Origin of the sequence: Mannheimia granulomatis (genome assembly GCF_013377255.1) — a bacterium.
Classification (GTDB): Bacteria; Pseudomonadota; Gammaproteobacteria; order Enterobacterales; family Pasteurellaceae; genus Mannheimia; species Mannheimia granulomatis.
This window is the reverse complement of the sequence record NZ_CP016614.1, coordinates 1,297,646-1,322,231: the sequence shown is the minus strand read 5'-3', so window position 1 is coordinate 1,322,231 and position 24,586 is coordinate 1,297,646. Positions and strand designations below refer to the sequence as shown.

Annotated in this window: 29 protein-coding genes, 1 tRNA gene and 1 pseudogene; 14 read left to right on the top strand and 17 right to left on the bottom strand. The window is 37.8% G+C overall.

Annotation, left to right across the window (positions count from 1 at the left end; translation table 11 throughout):
• The first annotated feature begins 155 nt into the window (after positions 1 to 155).
• Together nanQ and A6B41_RS06165 are read left to right on the top strand one after the other, a co-directional pair.
• Positions 156 to 620 carry an N-acetylneuraminate anomerase gene (gene nanQ / locus A6B41_RS06170; protein ID WP_027074505.1) on the top strand — a complete coding sequence of 155 codons (465 nt, stop codon included), beginning with the start codon at positions 156 to 158 and terminating at the stop codon, positions 618 to 620.
• Positions 621 to 629: 9 nt separating this feature from the next.
• The gene (locus tag A6B41_RS06165) at positions 630 to 1,499 is read left to right on the top strand and encodes a MurR/RpiR family transcriptional regulator (RefSeq protein ID WP_027074506.1); all 870 of its coding nucleotides are present in this window, start codon (positions 630 to 632) and stop codon (positions 1,497 to 1,499) included.
• A gap of 89 nt (positions 1,500 to 1,588) precedes the next feature.
• Here the strand turns inward: A6B41_RS06165 and A6B41_RS06160 are convergent, their stop codons facing one another.
• The 3 genes from A6B41_RS06160 to A6B41_RS06150 form a co-directional block, all read right to left on the bottom strand.
• Positions 1,589 to 2,494 (bottom strand): DMT family transporter, encoded by a 906-nt coding sequence (locus A6B41_RS06160; protein WP_237052453.1) that lies wholly within the window; start codon positions 2,492 to 2,494, stop codon positions 1,589 to 1,591.
• A gap of 102 nt (positions 2,495 to 2,596) precedes the next feature.
• Positions 2,597 to 2,815 carry a cold shock domain-containing protein CspD gene (gene cspD / locus A6B41_RS06155; protein WP_027074508.1) on the bottom strand — a complete coding sequence of 73 codons (219 nt, stop codon included), beginning with the start codon at positions 2,813 to 2,815 and terminating at the stop codon, positions 2,597 to 2,599.
• Positions 2,816 to 2,918: 103 nt separating this feature from the next.
• A complete protein-coding gene (locus tag A6B41_RS06150; protein ID WP_027074509.1) occupies positions 2,919 to 3,491 on the bottom strand; it encodes a YceB family lipoprotein in 573 nt (190 codons plus the stop codon).
• A gap of 96 nt (positions 3,492 to 3,587) precedes the next feature.
• Between A6B41_RS06150 and A6B41_RS06145 the strand changes: the two genes are divergently transcribed.
• The 5 genes from A6B41_RS06145 to A6B41_RS06125 all read left to right on the top strand — a co-directional run bounded on the left by A6B41_RS06145 (position 3,588) and on the right by A6B41_RS06125 (position 6,345).
• Complete coding sequence (locus tag A6B41_RS06145; protein ID WP_165888922.1) at positions 3,588 to 3,728, top strand: hypothetical protein; 141 nt, start codon at positions 3,588 to 3,590, stop codon at positions 3,726 to 3,728.
• A gap of 60 nt (positions 3,729 to 3,788) precedes the next feature.
• Positions 3,789 to 4,937: a tRNA guanosine(34) transglycosylase Tgt gene (tgt, locus tag A6B41_RS06140; RefSeq protein WP_027074510.1), complete on the top strand. Its 1,149-nt coding sequence runs from the start codon at positions 3,789 to 3,791 to the stop codon at positions 4,935 to 4,937.
• 10 nt (positions 4,938 to 4,947) lie between these two features.
• Positions 4,948 to 5,460: a hemerythrin domain-containing protein gene (locus A6B41_RS06135; RefSeq protein WP_027074511.1), complete on the top strand. Its 513-nt coding sequence runs from the start codon at positions 4,948 to 4,950 to the stop codon at positions 5,458 to 5,460.
• A 64-nt stretch (positions 5,461 to 5,524) separates the two neighbouring features.
• Complete coding sequence (locus A6B41_RS06130) at positions 5,525 to 6,085, top strand: toxin-antitoxin system YwqK family antitoxin (protein WP_027074512.1); 561 nt, start codon at positions 5,525 to 5,527, stop codon at positions 6,083 to 6,085.
• 47 nt (positions 6,086 to 6,132) lie between these two features.
• A complete protein-coding gene (locus A6B41_RS06125; protein WP_027074513.1) occupies positions 6,133 to 6,345 on the top strand; it encodes a sulfurtransferase TusA family protein in 213 nt (70 codons plus the stop codon).
• Here the strand turns inward: A6B41_RS06125 and A6B41_RS11155 are convergent.
• The 3 genes from A6B41_RS11155 to A6B41_RS06115 all read right to left on the bottom strand — a co-directional run bounded on the left by A6B41_RS11155 (position 6,342) and on the right by A6B41_RS06115 (position 10,034).
• Positions 6,342 to 6,503, bottom strand: a complete 162-nt coding sequence (locus A6B41_RS11155) for a hypothetical protein (protein WP_237052452.1) — start codon at positions 6,501 to 6,503, stop codon at positions 6,342 to 6,344. The genes A6B41_RS06125 and A6B41_RS11155 overlap by 4 nt on opposite strands.
• Before the next feature lie 115 nt (positions 6,504 to 6,618).
• Positions 6,619 to 7,914 carry an alpha/beta hydrolase-fold protein gene (locus A6B41_RS06120; protein WP_237052451.1) on the bottom strand — a complete coding sequence of 432 codons (1,296 nt, stop codon included), beginning with the start codon at positions 7,912 to 7,914 and terminating at the stop codon, positions 6,619 to 6,621.
• A gap of 44 nt (positions 7,915 to 7,958) precedes the next feature.
• A complete protein-coding gene (locus tag A6B41_RS06115) occupies positions 7,959 to 10,034 on the bottom strand; it encodes a TonB-dependent siderophore receptor (protein ID WP_027074514.1) in 2,076 nt (691 codons plus the stop codon).
• Between the two features lie 123 nt (positions 10,035 to 10,157).
• Between A6B41_RS06115 and A6B41_RS06110 the strand changes: the two genes are divergently transcribed.
• Positions 10,158 to 11,018, top strand: a complete 861-nt coding sequence (locus A6B41_RS06110) for a helix-turn-helix transcriptional regulator (protein WP_237052449.1) — start codon at positions 10,158 to 10,160, stop codon at positions 11,016 to 11,018.
• 3 nt (positions 11,019 to 11,021) lie between these two features.
• Here A6B41_RS06110 and A6B41_RS06105 read toward each other — a convergent pair whose 3' ends face one another.
• From A6B41_RS06105 to yjgA, 5 genes are read right to left on the bottom strand one after another with little or no spacing between them, the layout of a single operon-like run.
• The gene (locus tag A6B41_RS06105) at positions 11,022 to 11,459 is read right to left on the bottom strand and encodes a PNPOx family protein (RefSeq protein WP_027074516.1); all 438 of its coding nucleotides are present in this window, start codon (positions 11,457 to 11,459) and stop codon (positions 11,022 to 11,024) included.
• A gap of 1 nt (position 11,460) precedes the next feature.
• Positions 11,461 to 12,027 carry a UbiX family flavin prenyltransferase gene (locus tag A6B41_RS06100; protein ID WP_027074517.1) on the bottom strand — a complete coding sequence of 189 codons (567 nt, stop codon included), beginning with the start codon at positions 12,025 to 12,027 and terminating at the stop codon, positions 11,461 to 11,463.
• The gene (locus A6B41_RS06095; RefSeq protein WP_027074518.1) at positions 12,024 to 12,737 is read right to left on the bottom strand and encodes a DUF554 domain-containing protein; all 714 of its coding nucleotides are present in this window, start codon (positions 12,735 to 12,737) and stop codon (positions 12,024 to 12,026) included. Before A6B41_RS06095 ends, A6B41_RS06100 begins: the two co-directional genes overlap by 4 nt.
• A gap of 8 nt (positions 12,738 to 12,745) precedes the next feature.
• Positions 12,746 to 13,117, bottom strand: a complete 372-nt coding sequence (locus tag A6B41_RS06090; protein ID WP_027074519.1) for a SirB2 family protein — start codon at positions 13,115 to 13,117, stop codon at positions 12,746 to 12,748.
• Positions 13,118 to 13,122: 5 nt separating this feature from the next.
• Positions 13,123 to 13,653: a ribosome biogenesis factor YjgA gene (yjgA, locus tag A6B41_RS06085; protein ID WP_027074520.1), complete on the bottom strand. Its 531-nt coding sequence runs from the start codon at positions 13,651 to 13,653 to the stop codon at positions 13,123 to 13,125.
• A gap of 104 nt (positions 13,654 to 13,757) precedes the next feature.
• On the opposite strand from yjgA, the gene pmbA reads away from it, so the two are divergent.
• Both pmbA and hpt read left to right on the top strand, forming a co-directional pair.
• On the top strand, positions 13,758 to 15,107 hold the full coding sequence (gene pmbA, locus A6B41_RS06080; RefSeq protein WP_027074521.1) for a metalloprotease PmbA: 1,350 nt from the start codon (positions 13,758 to 13,760) through the stop codon (positions 15,105 to 15,107).
• 72 nt (positions 15,108 to 15,179) lie between these two features.
• Entirely contained in the window at positions 15,180 to 15,719 is a 540-nt protein-coding gene (gene hpt / locus A6B41_RS06075) for a hypoxanthine phosphoribosyltransferase (protein ID WP_027074522.1), read from the top strand.
• A 281-nt stretch (positions 15,720 to 16,000) separates the two neighbouring features.
• On the opposite strand, the gene A6B41_RS06070 is transcribed toward hpt, so the two are convergent.
• From A6B41_RS06070 to A6B41_RS06060, 3 genes are all read right to left on the bottom strand, one after another.
• A tRNA-Ile gene (locus tag A6B41_RS06070) sits at positions 16,001 to 16,076 on the bottom strand.
• Positions 16,077 to 16,165: 89 nt separating this feature from the next.
• Positions 16,166 to 16,903: a peptidoglycan editing factor PgeF gene (gene pgeF, locus A6B41_RS06065; RefSeq protein WP_027074523.1), complete on the bottom strand. Its 738-nt coding sequence runs from the start codon at positions 16,901 to 16,903 to the stop codon at positions 16,166 to 16,168.
• A 31-nt stretch (positions 16,904 to 16,934) separates the two neighbouring features.
• Complete coding sequence (locus A6B41_RS06060) at positions 16,935 to 17,321, bottom strand: RidA family protein (protein ID WP_027074524.1); 387 nt, start codon at positions 17,319 to 17,321, stop codon at positions 16,935 to 16,937.
• A 79-nt stretch (positions 17,322 to 17,400) separates the two neighbouring features.
• Here A6B41_RS06060 and yejK point away from each other — a divergent pair, with 79 nt between their 5' ends.
• The 3 genes from yejK (at position 17,401) to gdhA (ending at position 20,341) form a co-directional block, all read left to right on the top strand.
• Positions 17,401 to 18,402 (top strand): nucleoid-associated protein YejK, encoded by a 1,002-nt coding sequence (gene yejK / locus A6B41_RS06055; RefSeq protein ID WP_027074525.1) that lies wholly within the window; start codon positions 17,401 to 17,403, stop codon positions 18,400 to 18,402.
• 66 nt (positions 18,403 to 18,468) lie between these two features.
• A complete protein-coding gene (gene bamE, locus A6B41_RS06050; RefSeq protein WP_027074526.1) occupies positions 18,469 to 18,801 on the top strand; it encodes an outer membrane protein assembly factor BamE in 333 nt (110 codons plus the stop codon).
• 199 nt (positions 18,802 to 19,000) lie between these two features.
• A complete protein-coding gene (gene gdhA, locus A6B41_RS06045) occupies positions 19,001 to 20,341 on the top strand; it encodes an NADP-specific glutamate dehydrogenase (protein ID WP_027074527.1) in 1,341 nt (446 codons plus the stop codon).
• 323 nt (positions 20,342 to 20,664) lie between these two features.
• Here the strand turns inward: gdhA and glnS are convergent, their stop codons facing one another.
• Positions 20,665 to 22,335 (bottom strand): glutamine--tRNA ligase, encoded by a 1,671-nt coding sequence (gene glnS, locus A6B41_RS06040; RefSeq protein WP_027074528.1) that lies wholly within the window; start codon positions 22,333 to 22,335, stop codon positions 20,665 to 20,667.
• 223 nt (positions 22,336 to 22,558) lie between these two features.
• Here glnS and A6B41_RS06035 point away from each other — a divergent pair, with 223 nt between their 5' ends.
• The gene (locus A6B41_RS06035; protein ID WP_027074529.1) at positions 22,559 to 23,254 is read left to right on the top strand and encodes a CPBP family intramembrane glutamic endopeptidase; all 696 of its coding nucleotides are present in this window, start codon (positions 22,559 to 22,561) and stop codon (positions 23,252 to 23,254) included.
• A 145-nt stretch (positions 23,255 to 23,399) separates the two neighbouring features.
• Here A6B41_RS06035 and A6B41_RS11275 read toward each other — a convergent pair.
• Both A6B41_RS11275 and A6B41_RS06025 read right to left on the bottom strand, forming a co-directional pair.
• Positions 23,400 to 23,839: pseudogene (locus tag A6B41_RS11275) on the bottom strand (nuclear transport factor 2 family protein).
• A gap of 76 nt (positions 23,840 to 23,915) precedes the next feature.
• Positions 23,916 to 24,494: an NAD(P)H-binding protein gene (locus A6B41_RS06025; protein WP_027074530.1), complete on the bottom strand. Its 579-nt coding sequence runs from the start codon at positions 24,492 to 24,494 to the stop codon at positions 23,916 to 23,918.
• Between the last annotated feature and the right edge of the window lie 92 nt (positions 24,495 to 24,586).

Genomic DNA, 24,586 nt, shown 5'->3' with positions numbered 1-24,586 from the left:
TTTGCAAATAAAAATTTGATCTAGTTCGCATTTTTTCATTTTCCCTATTGAGATTCTTCGCTTTACAAATTATTCTACTTTTATTGGAGCATATCTTCATATATGAATAATCTTATGGAGTGCTTAGGATAGATAAATAATTTAAGGAGCCTTATATGTTACTAGCGGATTTATCAAGAGAGGATTATGCAAAATCTCTTCCACCTGTATTTGCTCGTCTTTGTGCAAAACTAAAAGCATTAGACTTATCTGCATTAGAACTAGGCTGGCAAGATCTTGAAGATGGGATTCGCATGAATGTAATGTCATTTGAAACTAGCCCTGCCGAAGGTAAAAAAGCAGAAATGCATCGTAAATTCGTGGATATTCAATTATTAATTGAAGGTGAAGAGATGATTGAATACGGCTTAAGCCAACCGGATTTAACAAAATATGATGAATATCGTGATGAAGATGACTATCAATTAACCGAGGCTATTGATGATAAAAATGAAGTTATTCTAAAACCGAATATGTTTGCGATTTTTCTACCTTATGAGCCACACAAACCAGGTAATTCAGTAAATGGTAACAAAACATTGAAGAAATTAGTGGTGAAAGTTCCGGCTGAATTGCTATAGGAGTCAGCCATGTCTGCTCGAGGAAAAATTCTAAATACGATCAGCTCGCTTCAAAATAGCCTGACTAAAACTGAAAAGAAAATAGCGGCAGCCATTTTATCGCAGCCGGAATTACTTAATCAATGTTCATTGTCGGATGTTGCTAAACAGTTAGATGTTGGTGAAGCAACGTTTATCCGTTTTTGTCGTACTTTAGGTTTTAAAGGTTATACCGATTTTAAATTAGAGTTAGCGATCGAATTGGCAACTCAAAATCAAGATAACCGAGTTTTGCTGGATACGGATGTTTCAGAAACGGATACTGCACGGGATATTGCAGATAAATTAAAGATAAGTTTAGATAGTGCTATTGGTGAGACCATCAATTTACTGGATTTTGATGTATTAGAAAAAGTGGTACAAGAATTGCGCCAAGCAAAACGTATATTTTTATTTGGTGTAGGCTCATCAGGCATAACTGCAGAAGATGCTAAACACAAATTAATGCGTATTGGTTTACAAACCGATGCGGTCACGAATAATCACTTTATGTATATGCAAGCGGCATTGGTAAAAGAGGGAGACTTAGTCATCGGAATCAGCCATTCTGGCTATTCGGAAGAGATTGTAAAATCGCTTCGTTTTTCTCGGGCAAATAAAGCGACCACAGTAGCTATTACCCATAATTTACGTTCCCCGGTAACGGAAGAGGCAAATTATGTTCTCATCAACGGCAACCGACAAGGGCATATGCAAGGTGACTCTATCGGGACTAAAATGTCGCAACTTTTTGTGCTTGATTTAATTTATACACTACTGGTAAAAGCTGAGCCTGAAACTGCATTGAAGCAAAAACAAAAAACGCTTAATGTGATTTTAGAGCAACGTGTTAAAAGCTAAAGTACTAAATCTGTTACAAAAAACCTTTGAAAGGCGCACTTTCAAAGGTTTTGTACTTTTAGACGATTAAATTGCAGCCTACAAGCGGTCTATTTTTTCTGAAATTTTACTAATCTGAGAGCGATACTTGCCCCTAAAATCACAATAAAGGCAAAAACAATCTGCATTAAGGAGATATGCTCGCCAAGTATGAGATAAGCCATAATCGCGGTTGAAACGGGCATAAGTAGCTCAAGTACTTGGTAAGTGACTAATCCTTGAGTCTGGATGATGTGGAAAGTTAATACCATTCCAACCAGAATAGCGTAAATACCGACTGCGATTAAACAGAACATTAGCCAGCTTGGAGTGGTAAAAATTTCATCGAATTTACCCGCTTGTTGGCTCAGTAACAAGCTGGAAAAAGAGGTGGTGAGAGAGGTTACACAACTTAGAGTAAAGACATTCAGCCCTTTACTAAATTTAACCATTAAATTTTGGATATTTCGAATAACAATCGACAGAAAGAGAAAAAATGAACCAAGCAGAAATCCCTCTTCAATCGCGAGTGTTTTGCCATACCAGACAAAGCCAAGTGATCCGATAATAGTAAGTAATGAACCGAACCAAAAGGCTTTGTATTTTATTTTTTGTCGTTCATCTTGAAAGAAGATTGCTGCGATAATTACGCCAAAAGGCATAGCCAGCACTCCGAAAATGGAGGCTGTGACGGCATTGGTAATTTTTACACCTTTCAACCAAAAATACATATTGGCTGACATCATTAACCCTACAAACAGAGTAATAGCAATTAATTTAGGGCTACGGGCAAGCTGGATAAGTGATGAGCGAAATCGCCATAAAATAAGGAGCAATAAAACCACACTGCCGGCTAAAAAACGCACACCATTATTATTAAGTGGATCAAAATGTAGACTTAAAAAACGTAGAAAAACAATATTTAGTCCGATACCGAAAACATAAAGAAGATTAATGAAAATAAAATGACTGAACAAAGACATAGCTTAGATATAAAAAGTGTTCGACATAGACTATGTCGAACAACAGTTAAAGAAATGCGATTAGAATAGCAATAAATTTTTCAGTGATACAGCATTTTATGATGCTTTTTCATCAACCGGGAGAATATTCGCAGCAGATGCACCACGTTCTCCTTGAACTAATTCAAATTGTACTTTTTGTCCAACTTTTAATGATCGATATCCTTCGGTTTTAATTTCAGAAAAATGAGCAAAAATATCGCTTTCGCATACTTCTGATGTAATAAAACCAAATCCTTTTACGTTGTTAAACCATTTAACAATACCGATATCCATACAAATCTCCAAAATAACTGAATGACGATAAGCGGATTGTAAATAAAACGATCAAAATCTCAACCGTTAAAGTTTGAAAATTAGACAAAGATCACAAAATTATTTAAAAAATAGTCGTTTCTAATTTGATACTTCCATTTTCGACCACGATAGCTTTACCGAATTTTTTTACCATCGCTTCTTGAGCTTTACTTTCATCTAATGTATAGACTGGATTGTTACTGAGGAAGCTATTTAGACCATCGACTAAGACCGGTAAGAACATTTGCAGTTCGCTTTGGTATTTTGACGGCGTTGCAGACCAATTAAGTAATCTAATATCTTTCAGAAATAATGCGCCTTTTTGTGAATCATAATAGGGAGTCGTATCCATATTCAAAGTAATAGAGGCATCATATTTTTTCCCTCTGGCTTTTAATATCCCATCAACTACACCGGAAATAGCTACTTTTTTATCCTCTGTTCTACCAATTTGGCTTGAGAGAGAGTGAAGGTGGTAATCCAATTCAAATAATTGGGGGATTCCAACTTTGTCTTTTAATGGCACTTTTTCAGCGAGCTTAGTTGCTAAATAATTATTAACTTCTTGTTCACTTATGCGAAGTAAATCGGCTTTAGCGTTAAGCATTGCAGTTGAAGAAAGTAATAAAATAGTCAGTTTACGTAAAATTTTCATAATTTACCCTTTAAAATTAGGTTTAATCATCTAAACAGGTTAAAATACGTTTGGGCTATCATCATAGTCCCTCTTTTTCTTTTAGGACAGGAAAAAATGAAAAAATTCTTATTATGCGTTAGCATTTTGACTTTAATTGCTTGCTCATCAACCGGTATGGGCGGAAGCATAGGAGCCGGTGGTGGCTCAAATGGTGTTGGAATCGGTTTAGGCATAGGCACAGGCTTTAGATTCTAATTAGTAAAATTTTGGCGGTTTTTGACCGCTTTCACGAACTGTTTATTTGTGGAATAAAAAATGAAGTATGAATTAAAAAAAACAAGCGGCAATGCACGCCGTGGACGCTTAACATTCTCTCGCCCTAAAGGCGAATATCATGTTGAAACCCCAGCCTTTATGCCGGTGGGTACTTATGGTACGGTTAAAGGTATGACCCCTGAAGAGGTGGCTGCAACAGGTGCTCAAATTTTACTGGGTAATACTTTCCACCTTTGGCTTCGTCCGGGGCAAGAAGTAATGAGAATGCACGGTGATTTACATGATTTTATGCAATGGCACGGTCCAATTTTGACCGACTCCGGTGGATTCCAAGTATTTAGTTTAGGCAAATTACGCAAAATTAAAGAAGAAGGGGTAACTTTCCAAAACCCAATTAGTGGGGAGAAAATTTTCCTTTCACCTGAAAAATCAATGGAAATTCAGTATGATCTCGGTTCTGATATTGTGATGATTTTTGATGAATGTACCCCTTATCCGGCAACCTTTGATTATGCAAAAAAATCAATGGAAATGTCGTTACGTTGGGCGAAACGTTCACGCGACCGCTTTGATGAATTAGAAAATCCAAATGCGCTGTTTGGTATTATTCAAGGTGGAATTTACGAAGAACTACGTAAGGTTTCGGTGGAAAAATTAGTCGAGATCGGCTTTGATGGCTATGCGGTCGGTGGTTTAGCCGTTGGTGAGCCAAAAGAAGATATGCACCGTATTTTAGAATACGTTTGCCCGCAAATTCCGGTAGATAAGCCCCGTTACTTAATGGGGGTTGGCAAGCCGGAAGATTTAGTGGAAGGTGTTCGCCGTGGCATTGATATGTTTGACTGCGTAATGCCAACCCGTAACGCACGTAACGGCCACTTATTTGTGACCAATGGTATTGTGAAAATTCGTAATGCAAAATACCGTAATGACACGGCACCACTTGATCCGGAATGTGATTGCTATACCTGTAAAAATTACACCAAAGCTTATTTATATCATTTAGATAAATGTGGTGAAATTTTAGGGGCGAGATTAAACACTATTCACAATTTACGTTATTACCAACGCTTAATGGCAGAAATTCGCCAAGCAATTGAAGATGATCGTTTTGATGATTTTGTGATTGAGTTCTATGCTCGAATCGGTAAAGAGGTGCCACCGTTACAGTCTGAAATTAACAAATAACAGAGGTTATATGCAACAACTCGAACCACAAGCATTTGCAAGCTGGGCTGAGCCGATTGATATGCTTTATGCTTGTCACGGTAAAGTAAAAAGCTTCTGCAAACAGCTTCAAATTTTGCCTGATTATCTTGAGAAAAACGGCGTGAACCAAGCAGTGAAAAATGATGTTCAGCAAATCCTGAACTATTTTAATATTTCAGCTCCGCTTCATCATGCTGATGAAGAAGATGATTTTTTCCCTGAACTTATCAAAGTTCAGCCGCAAGCAAAAGCAGATGTGGATGAATTAGAGCGTCAGCACGAGCATTTGCACAAAAATTGGGACGATTTATCTGAACAGTTGAGAGAGTTACTAGCAGGTACGCGTGAAAATGTGGATCGTGCTTTGATTGCTCGTTTTGTTGCAGGCTACGATGAACACATCGCCATTGAAGAACCGTTATTTGAGCTTGGGCGTGAGCATTTAGAGCAAGATAAACTATCGGCAATGGGTAAAGTGATGGCAGAACGCCGTAAACTATAACTTTAATTTAAGGTGGACGATATCTCATATTGGTTCGTCCACCTGAAACCTTTCGGGGCATTTTATGAAAAAAATTCTTTTTTCTTCTCTTTTCTTAATTTCAGAGATGGTTAATTCGCAAATGGTAATGGCAAATGTAAATGTACCTTCTGGGGCATTACATCAAGATCCAAGTCTATGCTCTTATGGTTATAATACTAACTGCAATTCAAGCTCCTCATCTCAACAAAATCAATCTAATTCTAATAGATACTATCAATATCCTTATGACGATTACTGTGAAGCTCGTCCGAAAGGAGGAAAAATCTGCCAACATAATTACCGTGGAATGCAACATATCCACCATATTGCTGAATATGATGTTAAAGGTAATGTGATTTATCATCGTGGTTATTATTTCGATGGAATGACAGTTAAATTTGAAGCAAACTATGATTCAAAAGGAAATAGACAAGGCATATATAAACGCTATCACGAAAATGGACAGCTAGAGGGTAGTGGTAATTATGTTAATGATGAATTACACGGTGAATACCGTAATTTTGACAAGAATGGACGACTTATTCGAATTGAAAAATATAATCATGGTATTTTAGAGTCAGCTACCGATTATAGTAATAAATAAAGGACAGTAGAGTTAATTATTATTGCTGAGTACCGGTATTTCTAATTATGCAGTATTCCTTGAATTTAACAGGCTATTCCTGCCCATTGCCATTATTTATGGCTAAAAAAGCGATGACCGATCTTAAAAAAGGTGACAGCTTGGAGGTTGTACTTAATCAGCAGAGTAGCCTTGCTGATTTTGAATTACTTGCCAAAGAGCAAGGTTGGCTTTGTGAGATACAAGCGGTTGAAAATCGGATGATTTTTGCAATTCCTTAGAAAGAATGTTGGCAAGCCTCTTTCCCTAATAAAGCTTTTAATCCATCACTAATTAATCCTTGCCACGCTAAATAGCCATGGGAAGTGGATTGTTCCATATAAGTAACAGGGTAGCCCTTTGCCAGTAAAACATCTTTTAAATGGCGAGAGGTTTCCAATATATTAGCTCTTCCACTTTCATAAAATCCGGCACTGATAAAAAAGCAAACAGGCAATTTTTCTTTTATCGCAAATTGGTGTGCGATGTAGTGACTATTTTCACTCAGTGTATTTTTAGGTTTCCACCAAAATGAACACTGATAAAATCAGTGCTTTGTTAAATATATGAGAATAATTTAGCACTGTATAAGCCGAAGATAATCCGCCGTAGCTAGAACCGCTGATAATCCGCTCTTTTGCTTTCACACCAATGGATTTTTCGGCAAAGGGGACAATTTCTTCCGCTAATATTTTGGTAAAAATTGGGTTGGCCGGTAGCTCAATGCGTCTTGATTCACTCGATGGGTTTTCAATAAAAACTGCCACTGTAGGCGGAATCACTTTCTGAGCGATCATATTATCTAAAATAGTTTTAGTTGGCACACGTTCGGTGTATTCTACACCATCAAACAGGTAGAGAACCGGATAGGTGTTTTCAACACTAAAATTCGCTGGCAAATAGGCAAATAATCGGCGTTTATTTCCAAGTTTTGCACTATCGAAAACCAATTCTTGCATTGTGCCTTTTGCGGTATTTGACTCCTCAAGCAGATAAGACTGTGTTGGGGCTTTTGCTAATTTAACAAGAGAATAGTAGTTAAACTTATCTGTATTTTGTAGATTTTGCCCAATTTTCTCAAAGTAAGGTATTTTGTTTAGCGGATCGGCTTGTGCTGTTGCAAGCAAGGCTCTTCGTTGGGTATATTCATCCACAGGTAAGGTTGGAATATCTGGCGAAAGGCGATATTCAACCAAAGTGTCATTAGGCACGACATAGCTTTTATACCATAAATCGGTTTCGCCAAAGCGCTCCATAAAATCGTGTTCGGTTGAAACACCACCCCAAATACGAACATTTTGTTTTGCTCCACGCCATAAAAAGGTTACTCGGCTTTGCTGTTCGTCCAATGGTTCAATCAGTGGCGTACCAACTTGTTTTACTTTGTCCCAAAAATCGTTAATTAAAGCGGTCTGTTTTTCAGGATTTTCTACAATTTTTTGTCTGAGTTCTTCAAGCTGTGTATTTTCAATCACTTTAGGTGGAGCAATTTGTGCCGAGATTGGGATATGACGTTCAATCGTTAATGTGAAATCTTGGTCTGAAACAGTTGAGCCATTACCTAAAATAGAAAAAGTAGCAATACCGTTTTGTTCGGATTTAAACATAAAATCTTGTTCGCCAAAGACATTTTTAGCTAGCAGGCGAGAGCTTTTATCAGGAAAAACAATAGATAATGAAAGAGGCTGCTCAGCCTTCTGAATTAATTTTCCTTGAACAAAATCGTTTTGTTTAAGCTCAATTGTCATATTGTTCGCATAAAGCACAGATGAAACTAAGAAACTAATAATACAAGCGGTCGTTTTTTTCATATTTTTTGCAGAAGTTTAAGCCCTCATTTGAAGGCTGTTAAAGATTAAAAATGATAGTTTAAGGTTGCACTTAAATTGCGATCTTTTCCATAGAAACAGGAAAAATTATTGGCACAACTTGCGACATATTTTTTATTAGTCAGATTTTGAGCGTTGAGCTGTAAGTTCAAATTAGGCATAAAATCATAAGCCAGTGACATATCGTAAAGTGTGTATGCCGGTACAGTAAAATTATTTTGGTTATTACCAAAAGTCGTTCCCATATAGCGTACACCTACACCGGCGGTTAGCTTATCAAAGAATTTATATTTTGCCCAAAGTGATGCTTGATGGCGAGGAACTCCCCATTGTGTTTTTCCAATCGTAGTACCATCATTATCTGCAGTAATTTCTTTTTTCAAGTAAGCATAAGAAGCCGCTATTGAAAATTTATCGGATAATTGCTGATTTAAACTCACTTCAATTCCTTTGGTTTCTACTTCACCAATTTGTTCGTAAGAGCGAGTTTGCCATTGATAATTTGCTAAATCTTTTTGTGTAATTTTAAATCCTGCCAAGGTGAGCAAGGTGTCTTGGGTTGGTTGGTATTTCATTCCCACTTCCCATTGCCCTGCAGTAGTTGGTTTTAAGAAATTTCCTTGAACATCTTTTTCGGCTGATGGTACAAAAGAGGTACTATAGCTGATATACGGGGCAATACCGTTTTCAAAGTTGTAAACTAACCCGGTACGCCAAGTAAATTTGCCTTCTTTGTTATTCGTTGTTTTATTGTTCAGACGATCTTGATTGCTATTTTTTGCTTGATCGTAACGACCACCTAATAGGAAGTCAAAGTTGCCAATTTCCATTTGATCTTGTAGATAAACGCCAAGTTGTTTTAAATGCTTTACTTCACTTGAAAATAAGCTAGGCTCTGCAATAGTCACGCCATAAACTGGGTTCTGCCAATCAAAATCAGGAGCAATCCCCATATAGTTATCAAGATCTTCACGTACTCGTTTATAATCAATGCCGGATAACAAGGTATGATTTATATTTGCAGTGTTAAATATAAATTCTAATTGGTTATCTAAGCTGACTTCTTGGGTTTTTACATCCCAACGGCGAGCTCTACGCTCTAAAACTGAGCTGGTATCACCCCAATACACTAAATTTTTAAAATTCTCTTCCCCATTATGGTAACTTGTATTCTGACGGAACGTCAGGTTTGGTGAGAATTTATGTGACAAATTGTAGCCCACTTGCATTTGCTCTGATTTTAAACCGTGATAGTTCAGATCGCTTAGGAACATATCATAGGGGAGCTTTTTCCCGTTTACGCTATTAATCGTCCCTTCTTTTGGTAAGAAATTACGATCGCCTGCTTTTGGTTTTTTCGCATAGTAAGCATAAACATTAAGTTCTGTATTTGTAGTTGGTTTCCATAAAAGGCTTGGAGCAAAGGCTCCACCTTTTTCTTTTACAAATTGTGTATTCCAATTTGCTCTTTCCAATTGACCAATTAAACGAGCGGATAGCGTTTCAGAAAGATTTTGTTCTACATCAAGCCCTACTTGGTAGCGGTTATGATTGCCAACAATAAATTGTAAATGGCGATGCGGATTGCCACTCGCTCTTTTGGTGATAATATCCATTACACCACCGGGATTAGCTTGCCCGTATAAAATGGAATTTGGACCTTTAATCACATTGATACTTTCTAAGAAGAACGGATCAATTTCAAATGCGGTTTGGTAGCGAGAACCATTTAAATAGGTAGGGATTGTACCACCATCACTTTTATTACCAATGCCACGAATAGATATTTCGATAAGAGCATTGTTACCACGATAACCCCCCATCATACCGGAGGTATAAGCCACAGCATCAGTAACAGAACGAACAGCTTGATCATTCATTAAATCATCAGAGATAACGTTGATACTAAAGGGTGTGCGAGCCAAAGAGGTCAATGTTTTAGTTGCTACATTAGTATAAACAGGAATATAACCGGTAGTAGCAGCTAACTTTTCTTTGACATCAATAGCATCTAATTCTGCTTCAGATACTGTTTGTGCTAATACTTGAGGGGCTACAATAGCTAAAGTGATTAAAGAGAGTGAATATTTTGTTATTTTCATTATGTTTATCCTTAAATAAGAATGATTATTGAATATAATAATATCTTGTTTTTATGCAAAAAACCTTTGTAAAATAAAATTTTTACTGTGAGAAAAAAAGTTTTTAATTTTATGAAAACAATATTGATTGATGAAGCCAACAGAATGAAAGGTTTTGCACATTTATACCGACTGCGTTCAGATCTTATGCTCAAATATACAGAGGTTTTAGTAACCGAAACACTAGAACAAGAATACGCAGAATTTGAAGCAGGGCTAAGATTGGTTATATTATTGAGTGGGCGCTCGGAAATTGATTTTAATTCGGAAGTATTTGAATTAGATGCAAGTTTAAAACCTCAAGCAGCATTTTTATCTCTAAATAGAGCTGAAATGGTGCGTAAAATTTTTAGGAAAGGGCAACTTCAAAAAGAGCTTGTTATCTTTCTATACCCTAAATGGATAATAGAAAGTCAGTTGAATTTAGCTAGCTATCACCACTTTAAACAGCATTTAAAAGCTCACCAAATTATTTTGACTCAGAGTATGTTAAAGCTTATTCACGATATTGTGTCAGAACAGGAAATACAACCATTTGGGCTACTTGAGAAAGAAGGGAAATTATTAGCTTTATTAGCTAGTGCTTTTTCGCAGCTAACGCAAGCTCCCCAGGTAAAAAAAGATCGAGTACAACAACTAACGGAATCATTAGAAAACGGTAAATTTGACGGTTGGAATTTGAAGCAGATCGCAATGTATTTCCATACCAATGTAACAACATTACAAAATGAATTTCAGCATTACCACAAAACGTCTATTTTTGCCTATTTAAGACGTTCTAAATTAGAACAGGCTTATAAATTATTATTACAAGGATTGAGTGTTACACAAGCGGCTGAATTTGCCGGATATTCAAATTCGGAGAATTTTTCAACGGCATTTAAGCGAACTTTTGGGATAACACCGAGCCAGATTAAACGTGATAGAGCTAGAGGGAGTATTTGAATCTCAGGTTTTATGTTTTTCCCAAATCGTCTTTTTCGCAAATATGATTTTATTGCTGGTATGTTTAATTGTATTAAAAGAAAGCTCCCACACATCACTTGGTTTTAAACGTGCAAGCGGGTGTTTTTCGTAATAAATTTGCAAAGCGATATTTCTTGCTTGTTCATCTTCCAAATAGCTTGCAATAGCAGAAAACTGCACGCCTTCAATTTCACTGATGTTTTCTACTTGATCGCAAATCGTGCCGACAATATGCGGATTCTCTAACATCAACATAGCGTGTCGGGTCGTTTTGGCGGTTAAAATAATCAAGCGGGTATTTGGGGCATCAAAAGCGTAAAAACAGCTTGCCGACCAAAAATCAGTTTGGTTATGAGTCGCAAAATTCACAACGTGATGAGATTGAATAAATTCAACAATATTTTGGGGAAGATGGAGCATTTCATTCCCCCCAATGTGGAATATTAGGAATTTCAATGTCTAACAGCGAAAGAGCGTGAGCAACGCTATGCGTTACCATTTCATCAAGACTGGTTGGTTTTTGGTAAAATGCAGGAATTGGCGGGAAGACAATACCGCCCATTTCGGTTACTTTTCGCATATTCTCAATATGAGCGAGATTGAGTGGGGCTTCTCTTATCATCAAGACTAACTTGCGGCGTTCTTTCAGTACCACATCTGCTGCGCGGGTAAGGAGATTATCACTAAATCCATGAGCGATGGACGATAAAGTTCGCATAGAACAAGGAGCGATAATCATCCCTGCGGTTTTAAAGGAGCCGCTGGCGATGCTGGCTCCAATATTTTGAATGGAATGGACTTCATCGGCTAATGCAAGGATTTCTTCTCGGGTGTAGCAGGTTTCTAAACTGCGCGTCATTTCTGCCCCTTTTGTAATTACTAAATGGGTTTCAATGTTTGCGAAAGGCTTGAGTAGCTCTAAGGCTTTATAGCCGTATTGAAAGCCACTTGCCCCGCTTATCCCTACAATAATCCGTTGTTTTGTCATTTAATAAAATATTCCCATAAATAAGAAATCGGCATTGCTAAAAGTAGTGCCGGTAGCATATTAGCAACCGGGAACATTTTAATGCCACAAATGCGAAAACCGGTAGCAAAGAGTAGTAAGCCACCCACTGCCGAGAAATCTGCCATCATATTTGCCGTAGTAAGTGGCATAATCACGGTTGCTAATAATACTAAAATTCCTTGAATAAGGACTAGTGGGATAGCAATAGTTGTGACTGCATAACCTAGTGTAGCTGCAAAAATCATTGCGGTGAAGAAATCTAAAATAGATTTGATGTAAAGGATAGTAGGATCGCCTGTCATTCCTTCTTTCATTGCACCAAAAATGCCGGTGCCACTCACACAAAACAGTACAAGAATCGCAATAAATTTTTCCAAAAATTCCTCTTGCGAAATATTATGGACAGGTGGAAGAAATCTATCAATTAATCCTCGCACAGATCCAGCTGCATTTCCAATCAGTTTTTCTAGGTAAATTAACTCGCCGATAATAGTTCCGGTAATCAAGGCAAGCACCACTGCTGACATATTTTGGACTGCGTTGGTCAGCATTATGCCTAAGCCAAAACAGCATAAGCCAAAAATTAAGGGCAGAGTAGTACGCAGTCTTTCTGGTAGTCGGCTGCCTAAATAGGCGCCTAAAATACCACCTAAAATCACAGCACCGGCGTTCACAAAAGGACCAATCATATTTACCTTTAGTGAAGTGTGGCTGTAAGCATTACGAGCATAAAAGAGACTACCGCAAGCAAGTAATGTTTTAAGGAAAAGGCTTGTCCTTTTTTAAATGCTTTAGTAGCGAAAACTACATACAGCACAATAAACAATAATTTAGGTAATAACCAACTGAATTGCTCTAAGGTGAAAAATTCATAGGAAAGAAAAATACCGACAATAGCAAAACCGCTCAGTAATAAAAACGTATCCACCATATGAGGAGCAATACGCAAGATTTTATATTGTCGCCAATCGACCATTTTGGCAGATAGCGCCCCACGAGTTAATAGTAACACTAAACTAATATAAGCTAAGCCGAAATGGGCTTTAATAATGGTTGATAGGTAATCCATAGTCATCACTCTGCAATTTCTGTTTTTAAATATTGATAAATTTCACGATAATTTTTTGCCGGTTTATTGGCTTCACGTTCTTTTACTGCACCACGAATTAAGTTGCGTAAATGCTGGCGATCTAATTGTGGGTATTCTTCCAATAAATGATTTAATGAAGCATCGCCCATGGTAATTAATTGATCCCGAACTAATTCTAACTTATGTAATAAAGCTTGTTGTTGATTGTGGCGGTTTTTCACTTTATCCAACGCTTCTTGAATGGGCTCAGGATCGCGGTTTCTCAGTAACTTGCCAATAAATTGAATTTGGCGGCGGCGGGCTTCTAATTTAAAGCCTTGAGCCTGTTTGATAGCCTCTTTGAGATCATCGTCTAATGGGATCTTTTCTAAATTTTGTGGGGTTAATTCAATTAATTCTGCTCCCACTTTTTTTAGCTGCTCGGAATCACGCTTGATTTCACTTTTACTGACCCAGATGATTTCTTCTTCCTCATCTGTCCAATCGATCTCATTTTTACTACGTTTTTTAGCCATTATTTATCCTTTATAATTTTATTCGATAAAAAATGCCCTATTCTAACAGAAATTTGAGTTAGAATATATTCCAACAGTTTTGAAATCACTAAAGTGGAAAAAGAATGTCAATTACAAACAAGCAAGAACTTCAACAGCAAGAAATAGAATTAAGGCAAGCGGTCGAATTTGCGTTAAATTTTGCAAAAAAATTTGGGGCGGAAGCGGAAGTTGGCGTGACTAAAGTAGCAGGTCTTTCTGTATCAAGCCGTTTGGAGCAAGTGGAAAATATTGAGTTTAATAATGACGGTTCTCTCGGTATTTCTGTTTATTTGGGAAAGCGTAAAGGGAATGCCTCTACCTCTGATTTACAGCCGGAGTCTATTCAAAAAACGGTAGAGTCTGCCTTGGCTATTGCAAAATATACTTCAGAAGATAATTGCTCAGGGCTGGCGGATAAAGAGATTATGGCATTTACTGCACCGGATTTAGATCTTTATCACCAAGCGGATATTTCAGTTGATCAAGCTGTGCAACTTGCGGTTGAGACAGAGCATTATTCGTTAAATGCAGATGAAAATATCGTCAATAGCGAGGGGGCTACCTTTAATTCTCATAGTGGAATTCGGGTTTACGGTAATACCCATGGCATGTTGCAAAGCTACCTTTCAAGCCGTTATTCACTTTCTTGCAGTGTGATTTCTGCCTATGAAGATCAGCTTGAACGTGACTATGAATATACAATTTCCCGAGAGTTTGATAAGTTACAATCAGCAAAATGGGTGGGGCAACAAGCAGCAATTAAAGCAGTTGATCGCCTAAATCCTCAGCGTATTAAAACCGCGAAAATGCCGGTGATTTTTTATAATGATGTGGCAACTGGTTTAGTTGGGCATTTAGCCGGAGCGATTAGTGGTGGTGCTTTATACCGCAAATCCAGTTTTTTATTAGATAAATTAGGCGAGCAGATTTTACCTAAGTGGTTTGAGATTTCAGAACGTCCGCATTTATTACGTCAGTTGGCTTCATCGGCGTTTGATAGCGAAGGGGTTATCACTCAAGATCGTGAAATCATTACCGATGGCGTGCTACAAACCTATTTAATGACCAGCTATTCCGGCAGAAAAATGGGACTTAAAAGCACCGGCCATGCAGGTGGAATTCATAACTGGTTAGTCAAACCAAGCTGCACAGGTGGTTTAAATACACTCTTAAAAGAAATGGGAACAGGTTTATTAGTAACGGAAATGCTAGGTTCGGCAATTAATAGTGTAACAGGGGAATATTCTCGAGGAGCTGCGGGCTTCTGGGTAGAAAATGGTGAAATTCAATATCCGGTCGCAGAAATTACCATTGCAGGGCAATTACAAGAAATGTATAAAAATATCGTTGCAGTGGGAGATGATATCGAACATCGTTCTAATATTCAGACGGGCTCGATTTTATTAGAGAACATGAAAGTATCGGGAGAATAAATCTTTTCCCATTATTATGCAAAAAAATCGTAAATTATTACCGCTTGTAATCAAAATTATTTGGAGGCATCAATGAAAAAACATCATATTGACATTCTACATTCAAAAGACGAAGTGCTAAATCGTATTGAAGAATTAGCGAAAGAGATCAACCGTCACTATCAACAAAATGATTGTAAAAATCTGGTTGTAGTTGGCTTACTTCGAGGATCTTTTATGTTTATGGCAGATTTAGTGAGGCTTTTAGACTTACCGGTGGAAGTAGATTTTTTAACTGCCTCTAGCTATGGAAACAGCACTGAGTCCAGCCGTGATGTAAAAATCTTAAAAGATTTAGATGGGGAAATTTGTGGTAAAGATGTATTAATTGTAGAAGATATTATTGATACCGGATTTACCTTAGGAAAGGTAGGGGAAATTCTCAAACTACGTGAACCGAATTCATTAGCGATTTGTACCTTATTGGATAAACCCTCTCGCCGTGAAGTTGATGTGCCTGTAAAATGGGTCGGTTTTGAAATTCCAGATGAGTTTGTTGTAGGTTATGGCATTGATTATGCGCAAAAATACCGTCATTTAGATTACATTGGTAAAGTGGTAATTGATGAATAAATAGAAAAATAAAGCCTAGTGTAGGTAAGCTGCTTTTTTCTGAAATAAGCAGCTTATTGCAATAAAATCGATATAAAAAAGCGTTAGGGCTTTGGCTTAAAAGGTTTTAACGGACTTTATGATCCCTATTTTTTCCCATTTTCAAAATAGGGATCATTTTAGGGAGCACAAAGAGTAAGACTGACTACAACCAAAAGAGACAATAAAAGACTATAAAATGATGTAACTCATTGATTTAATAATGAGTTTGCGACAATGTAAGACAATAAGAAATGCTTGAATGGTCCCCCCAGCCGGACTTGAACCAGCGACCAAGCGATTATGAGTCGCCTGCTCTAACCACTGAGCTATGGGGGGAGAAAAAGTGGATTGGATTATAGAGAAAAACCGAGTATTCGTCTAGTGTTAGATGATTACTCGGCTAATTATTGAACGAGAATGGGGCGTTATTCCTCTCGCCAAATGAGGCTTGCCATCCGTCCTGTCTGTTTATCTCGGCGGTAAGAGAAAAATTGTTCTTTTTCGGTGTAAGTGCAATGTTCTCCTCCCCAAATATTGATAATGCCGAGTTTGTTTAATCGCTGTTTTGCGATTTGGTAAAGATTTCCTAAAAACTTACCGCTTGTAGAGGTATCTTTAATAAAGGCTTCTTTTGCATCTGGATCAAAGGCACAAAATTGTTCAATTACATCGATTCCAACCTGAAAGGCGTTTGGCCCGATAGCCGGTCCTAACCAAACAGAAATATTAGTGGGCTTGCAGGCAAATTCTGCAACAGTTGCCTCTAGCACGCCATCACATAAACCACGCCAGCCTGCGTGAGCGGCTGCGATTTCTTTACCGTCTTCGCTCACGAATAACGCCGGTAAGCAATCTGCCGTCATAATTAGGCAGACTTGGTTTGGCTGATTGGTATAAACAGCATCTGCTTCAAGGTCATTGCCTGAATAGGGTAATCGAATCACTCTGGTACTATGCGTTTGTGTTAAAAACAGCGGCATGTGAGGTAATTGAAATTTCTCTACCAACAGTTTGCGGTTTTGTAGCACGTCATTAATATTATCATTAACGTGGCTACCTAAGTTGAAACTGTCGAAAGGGGCTTTGCTGACACCACCGTTTCTGACTGTAGTGAACGCCTGAATGCGTTGAGGGGCGGTCCAATTAGGAATAATTTTGTCCATTTGCAAAAAATCTCAACAAAATGACCGCTTGTTATAAGCGAGCAGCAATCGCTTCAATTTCTATCCCAACATCTTTAGGTAAGCGAGCGACTTCTACACAAGAGCGAGCTGGGAAGGCTGGGTGGCCATTTTCACGGAAAAAAGCTTCATATTCAGCATTAACGGTTGCAAAAGCGTTGAGATCTTTAACAAATACAGTGGTTTTTACAATATCTGCAACAGTAAGACCTGCTTGCTCAATAATGGCTTTCACATTCTCTAGTGATTGACGGGTTTGCTGTGCAATATCAGTTGGGATCTCACCTGTTTGGGGATTGACCGGGATTTGTCCGGAAGTTAGCACCATATTGCCTAAATCAACTGCTTGTACATAAGGACCGATTGCTGCAGGGGCGTTTTCGGTGTGGATAGTTGTCATCTGTTACTCCTATTAATGAAAAATAAGTGGATTAATGATAATATCTTTTCCTATGATTTGGAATAAAGGAATAGCATAAATGAGCATTAATGTTTCAGAAATTGTATTACATCAACTACAAAAAACAGATGGGGAGTCCCCGGAATTAAAGACCTTGTTACGTGAGAATTTATTAGATATTTCAGCTGAGGTTGATCAAATGATGTTGCAATTACATCAAGCCTATCAAACCAAAGCGAAAGCATACGGTTTATTTAAGCCCGAATCTGTATTTGCTCAGCAACTTAATCGTTTATTAGAGAAGGAAATTGATTTTTTACCTTTTAGCCACAGTTGTGCCAAAATGTTGGCGGCAGAGTTAATTAAATACCCTTTTGCAGATGGTGGTACCTTTATTCTTTGCCGCTATACATTTTTAGCAACCGAATATTTATTTATCGCTTTAATTGATAGTCGTAGCTCAATGTTGGTTGATGATCAGTTAGAAGTAAAACGTACTCAATATTTAGAAATTTCGCAATATGATATTGCCTGCCGTATTAATTTAACCGAGCTGAAAATTGATTCACAATCTAATCGTTATTTAACCTTTGTGAAAGGGCGGGTAGGTCGTAGAATTGCTGATTTCTTTATGGACTTTTTAAGTGCGGAAGAAGGGTTTAATCCTCAAGTTCAAAATCAAACTTTATTACAAGCAGTCAATGATTATTGTGAGCAAGGTGAATTATCTGCTCCACAAACAAGGGAAGTGAAAAAGCAAGTCTTTGATTATTGCAAGGAGCAGATCAATAGCGGCGAAGAAATTGCTTTAAATGAGATTTCACAGGTGCTTCCTACTTTAAATGAAGTGGAGTTTGTTCAATTTACCCAAAATGAAGCTTATGGCTTAGAGGAAAGTATTCCACCAATGCGTAGTACTTTAAAAGCATTAACTAAATATTCGGGTTCAGGCAAAGGGGTTACAATTAGCTTTGATGCTCAATTATTGGGTGAGCGATTGATTTGGGATGAACTAAACGATACTTTGACAATCAAAGGATTACCTGCAAATTTACGTGATCAGCTTGAGCGTAATAAATAATGGAAAATTTTTATTAGTTTAGGTATTATTCAAATATCTACATTGATATAGTCAAAAGGTTAATATATGAAAATGAAATCTCTTTTAGCAGCAATGTTCGTTGCAATGAGTATTACTGCTTGCTCAACGGTTGAGAAAGTGGTGTATCGTATTGATGTGCCACAAGGTAACTATTTAGAGCAAGATAAAATTGATCAATTACGTGTTGGTATGACTTCTGAGCAAGTGGAGTATTTACTTGGTACACCAATGCTTAAAAATATTTTTGATACTCATCGTTGGGATTATGTTTTTATCAAGCGTGAAGGTTATAAAGAACCTGAACAACGTAATTTGTTTGTCTATTTTGATACGAAAGGGCTAGTTTCAAAAATTGATGATAGTAAAGCGAAACAGTAGTAATTAAGCATGAATTTATTCTCAAACCCACTTCCAAAAGAGGTGGGTTTTCTGTTTTTTGTATAATAATTAAGCTTTTGACTTGATTTTTCTTATTTTTGGATAAATTTTTCTAATTTATTCTTTTAAAATTTCTAATAGCTTGCTAGACTTACACCATCTTAAATACACAACATCAAAATAAAATCAGGAGTCTAGAATGAGCGATTTAAACGCACTTTTCCAAAAAATCAAACAACGTGATCCTAACCAAGCACCTTTCCATCAAGCAGTTGAAGAAGTATTTGGTTCTTTAGGTCCATTCTTAGCAAAAAATCCAAAATACACTCAACAAGGTTTATTGGAACGTATTGTTGAACCAGAGCGCGTAATCAGCTTCCGCGTGACTTGGGTGGACGATAAAGGTCAAGTGCAAGTAAACCGTGGTTATCGTGTACAAATGAGTTCAGCGATCGGTCCATACAAAGGCGGTATCCGTTTCCACCCAACTGTGGATTTAGGTGTATTAAAATTCTTAGCCTTTGAACAAGTATTCAAAAATGCATTAACAACATTACCTATGGGTGGTGGTAAAGGTGGTTCGGATTTCGATCCTAAAGGTAAATCAGATGCGGAAGTGATGCGTTTTTGCCAAGCATTTATGAGCGAATTATTCCGTCACATCGGCGCAGACACCGACGTGCCGGCAGGCGATATCGGCGTAGGTGGTCGTGAAATCGGCTATATGTATGGTCAATACAAAAAATTGCGTAATGAATTTACCTCTGTTTTAACCGGTAAATCTTTAACTTGGGGTGGTAGCTTAATTCGTCCGGAAGCGACAGGTTATGGTGCAGTTTACTTTGCCGAGTCAATGCTAGCGACAAGAGGACAATCTGTTGAAGGTAAACGTGTTGTGATTTCCGGTTCAGGTAACGTAGCTCAATATGCAGCAGAAAAAGTTATTCAAAAAGGTGGTAAAGTCTTAACTGTTTCTGATTCTAACGGCTATGTGTTATTCCCGGATTCAGGTATGACAGAAGCACAACTCAACGCATTATTAGTGCTTAAAAATGAGCGTCGTGAACGTTTATCTGTTTATGCGAAGGAAGAAGGTTTGCAATACTTTGACGGCCAAAAACCATGGGGTGTGGCGTGTGATATTGCATTACCTTGTGCAACCCAAAACGAATTAGATACTGAAGATGCAAAAGAGTTAGTGAAAAACGGCTGTGTTTGTGTATCTGAAGGTGCGAACATGCCAACAACTTTAGGCGGTGTTGAAGTGTTTATTGGCGCAAAAATCCTTTATGCACCGGGTAAAGCAGCGAATGCCGGTGGTGTTGCGACATCTGGTTTAGAAATGAGCCAAAATGCGATCCGTTTATCATGGAGTAGAGAAGAAGTTGATCAACGTTTATTCAATATTATGAAATCTATCCACGAAAACTGTGTAGAAAACGGTACTGAAGCAGACGGTTATATCAACTATGTAAATGGTGCAAATATCGCAGGCTTCAAAAAAGTAGCAAATGCGATGTTAGAACAAGGCATTGTTTAATTTTTAGGTATATATTTTTTAGCCCTCATTCTATGAGGGCTTTTTATTTTTTGAGTTTTGTTATCAAAAAATATGACACAGATCACAAATTTAAACATTGGTTGATATTTCAAGTAAATTCTATTTGAAACAAAAGTTAAATTCGCTTACTCTTAAGCCAACAAAAATAAGTGTTGTACTTAGCAACCTGACACATAAATTTGCTTTCCGAGTGGCCCCAATTACTGGGGCTTTTTTTATGTTTGGATTGCTTAAATCAAGTGCAAAAAAATACCGGCATTATTTAATCTGCCGGTATTGTAAATTCAAAATTTGTTCTAATGCTAGAAAGCAACACTTTCCTTCAAGCTTACTGTTAAGTTGAACACGAGGTTATCGGCTGAGCCATCTTTACTATCTAAGCAATAATAGCCTTCACGCTCAAATTGATAGCCCTGTTCTGCTTTAGCATTGACTAAACTCGGCTCAACAAAACCGTGTTTCACTACTAAAGATTCCGGGTTTAGTACCGCATTAATATCTTCAGCAGCTCCTGGGTTAGCAACAGTAAATAAACGATCGTAAATGCGGAATTCTGCGGGTTTGTTATCTTCCGCTGATACCCAGTGAATTACCCCTTTTACTTTACGTCCATCAGCCGGATTTTTGCCTAATGTTTCAGGGTCATAGGTGCAAAAAATCGTAGAAATTCGACCGCTTGCATCTTTTTCCACACGTTCTGCTTTAATCACATAAGCATTACGCAAACGCACTTCTTTACCTAACACTAAGCGTTTATATTGTTTATTCGCTTCTTCACGGAAGTCTGCCTCATCGATATAAAGTTCACGAGTAAACGGTAAATCACGCTCACCTAATTCAGGGCGATTTGGGTGATTAGGTGCTTTTAAGATTTCTTTTTCACCAAAGTTTTCAATCACAACACGAACAGGGTTGATCACTGCCATTGCACGTGGTGCGTTTTCGTTTAAATCTTCACGAATACAAGCTTCTAGAGCAGAGTATTCTACCACGTTATCTTGTTTCGTTACCCCAATGCGGCGGCAGAATTCACGTAATGAAGCAGGGGTATAACCACGGCGGCGTAAGCCGGAAATAGTTGGCATACGCGGGTCATTCCAACCGTCCACTATGCCATCTGTCACTAATTTCAATAGCTTACGTTTAGAAGTTAAAGTACCTTCTAAATTAAGTCGTGAAAATTCATATTGATGCGGTAAGGGGCGCTCAATTGAAATATTTTCCAATACCCAATCATATAAACGGCGATTATCTTGGAATTCTAAGGTACAGATAGAGTGGGTGATTCGCTCAATCGCATCAGAAATACAGTGGGTAAAATCGTACATTGGATAAATGCACCATTTATCGCCGGTTTGGTGGTGCGAGGCAAATTTTACGCGGTAAAGAACCGGATCTCGCATTACGATAAACGGCGATGCCATATCAATTTTAGCACGCAAGCAAGCCTTGCCTTCTTCAAACTCACCATTTTTCATTTTTTCAAATAGGGCTAAGTTTTCTTCAACAGAACGATCACGGTAAGGGCTATTTTTACCCGGTTCGGTTAATGTACCGCGATATTCACGCATTTCATCTGGTGATAATTCGCATACATAAGCTAAGCCTTTATTGATTAATTCAACGGCGTAAGTATAAAGTTGGTCGAAGTAATCTGAGGCATAGCGTGGTTCGCCTTCCCATTTAAAGCCCAACCATTCCACATCTTGTTTAATGGAATCCACATATTCCACATCTTCTTTTACCGGGTTGGTGTCATCAAAACGTAAGTTACATTTGCCTTTGTACTCTTGAGCGATACCAAAGTTTAAGCAAATCGATTTTGCATGACCAATGTGTAAATAGCCGTTTGGCTCAGGCGGGAAACGGGTGTAAACGTTATTATGCTTACCGCTTGCTAAATCTTCATCAATAATATGGGTAATAAAATTGGCTCGAGTTTCTGTTTCAGCCGTTAAAATGTCTTCGCTCATAATTTTCTCTAGTTTTTGAATAAAATAACAATAAATTCTACACGTTTTGAGTTGCCAGCTCAAGCAGTTAGATGTTGGCAGTAATTTGCAAATATTTAAGAAAAAATAACCGCTTTTCTTTTAATGCTAGATTTTCTTCGGATGTTTAAATTGGATTAAATAATCTTAATTTTAATATGGGTATTGAGTCTGCTACAATATATTTTTTAAAAGGAGTCTTTCAATGAATTATTCAAATAAATCAAGATTAAATTTAGCTGATTTTATCGTGTTATCAGTCTTGTTTTTCGGCTATTTCTCTGCGGTGTCGATATGGGGATATTTTTATGCACCTGTACTTGACCCAATTTCTGCGTCTTCATTTTCCGATGAAGCTAACTGGTTTACGATCACTATAGAATTATGTGTGTTAATTGTCGCATTTATCTACCTTTATTTAAGACGGTTTGATTTTTCTCTTATTCCGATATCAGTAGGAAAAAGTACCTTGCCTTGGGCATTAGGCTTAGTGCTCTTAGGCGCATTACTCAGTGATACTCTGCTTTACGGTGGTTATTGGCTTATCAGTGGGGAAAATCCTTTCCTAGGCGTTGCTAAAGTTGAATCGTTTGTTTCTCATATTAGTATAGGTTTACTGGTGTTTGCTTTCGTTAATGGATTTTACGAAGAGCTGTTTTTTATGGGATTGGCATTCGCGGTTAAGCCGGAACATACTCAAAAGGCGCTGGTTTTAAGTGTATTTGTACGGTTTATTTTCCATATTTACCAAGGGTTAGCTTCCGCTTTTGCCATAGTATTAACCGGTGTTGCCTTTATTTTATTGCGTAAAAAAGTCGATTCTATCGTACCGTTTATTTTAGCTCACGCTGTTTTTGACCTGTTTGGTGCGGGGATTATTGGCTTATTGTTAAGCTTATAGCCGCAATATATCCTTCTTGAAGCAGTAACTTGAGGCAGGTTCTGCTTCAAAAGCATATCCGACAGGTGTTTTAGCTGAGGCTAATAACAACACAAGCGGTCAAATTCTTTGTAAAATTTGCAAGAAATTTGACCGCTTGTTACTACTAAATTTCTCGAGTCTCACTAATCATAAAATTCGCAATCCGTTTAGCAATCAACCATTTTCCATCTTGTTTTACATAAGTATCGGCGTAACGCACGCTATGGTCGTGTAAGATTTCTTTACCGTCTTTGGTTTCAACCAGTTTCACCGCACAATAGTTAATCGCAGTGGAGTTATTTTCATCAACAAGGGTAACGGTATGCTGACCGTTTAGATGATAAACACTGTGAAATTGCGTTAAAAAAAGGTAGTGAAGACCTCTTCGATTTGTGTCACGCCTGCCATTTCAAACACCAATTTGCCACCTATATAAGTATTGACAATAGCATCTTTAGTGAAAAGAGGCATCTGCTCGGCAACTTTTTTCTCATCAGCAAGATTGGAAAAAGTATCGACTAAATCTTTTAAAGCTAAACGATCTTGGATTTGTTGTAAGTTCATCATAGATTACTCCTGTTTAAAATAGTGTTATTAATAAAAAGTTTTTGCATATTTCCTTCAATTTTTAACCGCTTGTTTAGCTTGCAATGCCGACACTTTGGCGAATTTCGCTATTTTCACGCAAAATTTTTGCGACAAAATCAGCAATAGATTTGCGAGACACGCTTTGTCCTTTAAATAGTTCACCTTTATGGGTCAATTGATACTGAATTTCCGAACCGTTGGTAAACCATGCAGGGCGGATAACGGTATAATCCAAATCACTGGTTTCAATGATTGCTGCCGATTGGCGATAAGGCTCCAAAATTGTCCCGTGATCTTCGCCGGTTTCGCCGTAAATGCCCATTGAGCTAATCCACACCAAGCGTTTCACCTTCTCTATATCCATTGCTTTGACCACATTTTCTGCCATCGGTTTTAAGTTGCCGGCAAGCCCTGCATAGACTGCATCGATACCTCGCATGGCTTGAGTTAATGTGGCTAAGTCCAATACATCATCGCCTTGCATAACTTTCACGCGGGTATTCTCAAATTTCGCTACTGATTTAGGTCGGCGGGCAAATAGTGTTAATTGCACATTGTCATCTTTCAGTAGCTCAGGAATAACGCTGGTGGCAAGGCTGCCGCTTGCGCCTAAAATCAGAATGTTTTTCATCTTTATTCTCCAGTTAATAGATGAAATAAGTATAACCGGGTAGATTGTGTTTGATTATTGGGATAAAATGGATTGAAGTTATGAAATAAATT

Bases quoted from the DNA above. Each gene is read 5' to 3' on its own strand.
- nanQ (WP_027074505.1), top strand. From the start codon at position 156: ATGTTACTAGCGGATTTATCAAGAGAGGATTATGCAAAATCTCTTCCA.
- A6B41_RS06165 (WP_027074506.1), top strand. From the start codon at position 630: ATGTCTGCTCGAGGAAAAATTCTAAATACGATCAGCTCGCTTCAAAAT.
- cspD (WP_027074508.1), bottom strand. From the start codon at position 2,815: ATGGATATCGGTATTGTTAAATGGTTTAACAACGTAAAAGGATTTGGT.
- A6B41_RS06150 (WP_027074509.1), bottom strand. From the start codon at position 3,491: ATGAAAATTTTACGTAAACTGACTATTTTATTACTTTCTTCAACTGCA.
- A6B41_RS06145 (WP_165888922.1), top strand. From the start codon at position 3,588: ATGAAAAAATTCTTATTATGCGTTAGCATTTTGACTTTAATTGCTTGC.
- tgt (WP_027074510.1), top strand. From the start codon at position 3,789: ATGAAGTATGAATTAAAAAAAACAAGCGGCAATGCACGCCGTGGACGC.
- A6B41_RS06135 (WP_027074511.1), top strand. From the start codon at position 4,948: ATGCAACAACTCGAACCACAAGCATTTGCAAGCTGGGCTGAGCCGATT.
- A6B41_RS06130 (WP_027074512.1), top strand. From the start codon at position 5,525: ATGAAAAAAATTCTTTTTTCTTCTCTTTTCTTAATTTCAGAGATGGTT.
- A6B41_RS06125 (WP_027074513.1), top strand. From the start codon at position 6,133: ATGCAGTATTCCTTGAATTTAACAGGCTATTCCTGCCCATTGCCATTA.
- A6B41_RS06120 (WP_237052451.1), bottom strand. From the start codon at position 7,914: ATGAAAAAAACGACCGCTTGTATTATTAGTTTCTTAGTTTCATCTGTG.
- A6B41_RS06115 (WP_027074514.1), bottom strand. From the start codon at position 10,034: ATGAAAATAACAAAATATTCACTCTCTTTAATCACTTTAGCTATTGTA.
- A6B41_RS06105 (WP_027074516.1), bottom strand. From the start codon at position 11,459: ATGCTCCATCTTCCCCAAAATATTGTTGAATTTATTCAATCTCATCAC.
- A6B41_RS06100 (WP_027074517.1), bottom strand. From the start codon at position 12,027: ATGACAAAACAACGGATTATTGTAGGGATAAGCGGGGCAAGTGGCTTT.
- A6B41_RS06095 (WP_027074518.1), bottom strand. From the start codon at position 12,737: ATGATTGGTCCTTTTGTGAACGCCGGTGCTGTGATTTTAGGTGGTATT.
- A6B41_RS06090 (WP_027074519.1), bottom strand. From the start codon at position 13,117: ATGGATTACCTATCAACCATTATTAAAGCCCATTTCGGCTTAGCTTAT.
- yjgA (WP_027074520.1), bottom strand. From the start codon at position 13,653: ATGGCTAAAAAACGTAGTAAAAATGAGATCGATTGGACAGATGAGGAA.
- pmbA (WP_027074521.1), top strand. From the start codon at position 13,758: ATGTCAATTACAAACAAGCAAGAACTTCAACAGCAAGAAATAGAATTA.
- hpt (WP_027074522.1), top strand. From the start codon at position 15,180: ATGAAAAAACATCATATTGACATTCTACATTCAAAAGACGAAGTGCTA.
- pgeF (WP_027074523.1), bottom strand. From the start codon at position 16,903: ATGGACAAAATTATTCCTAATTGGACCGCCCCTCAACGCATTCAGGCG.
- A6B41_RS06060 (WP_027074524.1), bottom strand. From the start codon at position 17,321: ATGACAACTATCCACACCGAAAACGCCCCTGCAGCAATCGGTCCTTAT.
- yejK (WP_027074525.1), top strand. From the start codon at position 17,401: ATGAGCATTAATGTTTCAGAAATTGTATTACATCAACTACAAAAAACA.
- bamE (WP_027074526.1), top strand. From the start codon at position 18,469: ATGAAAATGAAATCTCTTTTAGCAGCAATGTTCGTTGCAATGAGTATT.
- gdhA (WP_027074527.1), top strand. From the start codon at position 19,001: ATGAGCGATTTAAACGCACTTTTCCAAAAAATCAAACAACGTGATCCT.
- glnS (WP_027074528.1), bottom strand. From the start codon at position 22,335: ATGAGCGAAGACATTTTAACGGCTGAAACAGAAACTCGAGCCAATTTT.
- A6B41_RS06035 (WP_027074529.1), top strand. From the start codon at position 22,559: ATGAATTATTCAAATAAATCAAGATTAAATTTAGCTGATTTTATCGTG.
- A6B41_RS06025 (WP_027074530.1), bottom strand. From the start codon at position 24,494: ATGAAAAACATTCTGATTTTAGGCGCAAGCGGCAGCCTTGCCACCAGC.